Raw genomic sequence first — 459 nt, 5'->3', positions numbered from 1 at the left:
ATAAACTTAAAATCCCTGCCTATGCAGGTAAAGGTGAAGTTTTAACCCATACAACTTGGAATGATTATCGTATAAAACTTGAATATCTTTTTGCTTGCAATGATCAAAAGGCTAAATTTTACAATGCTACTGAAGGTGGAGCAAGGATTAATTTCACTGAAGAACTTTCTTTTAAAGAATGTTGTGAAAAACTCCTTACAAAAGAAAAACCCAAATTTGAACTTCCAAAAAGTTTAACTAAAAATAGAAGTGATAAACTCCTAGTTAAATTCAAAGAAAAAATACAAAAAGATCAAGAAAATGCTAAAAGATTTTTAGACGATGCTTTAGCTTTAAAACAAATTTTAGAAAATATACTCAGTAAAGATTTTATCTTGCCTTTGGAATTTTTAGAAAAAGTATATCAAAACATAGAAAATTTTAATCACTCTTTAGATGAAGATGAGTTTATACAGGATG

Annotated in this window: 1 pseudogene; it reads left to right on the top strand. The window is 27.5% G+C overall.

The annotated features are described in order from the left end of the window. Window positions 1-459, top strand: a pseudogene (locus tag CCO88_RS09385) (motility associated factor glycosyltransferase family protein); the annotation flags it as partial.

Source organism: Campylobacter coli LMG 9860 (assembly GCF_000254135.1).
Lineage (GTDB): Bacteria > Campylobacterota > Campylobacteria > Campylobacterales > Campylobacteraceae > Campylobacter_D > Campylobacter_D coli.
This window is presented reverse-complemented; position numbering and strand designations above follow the sequence as displayed.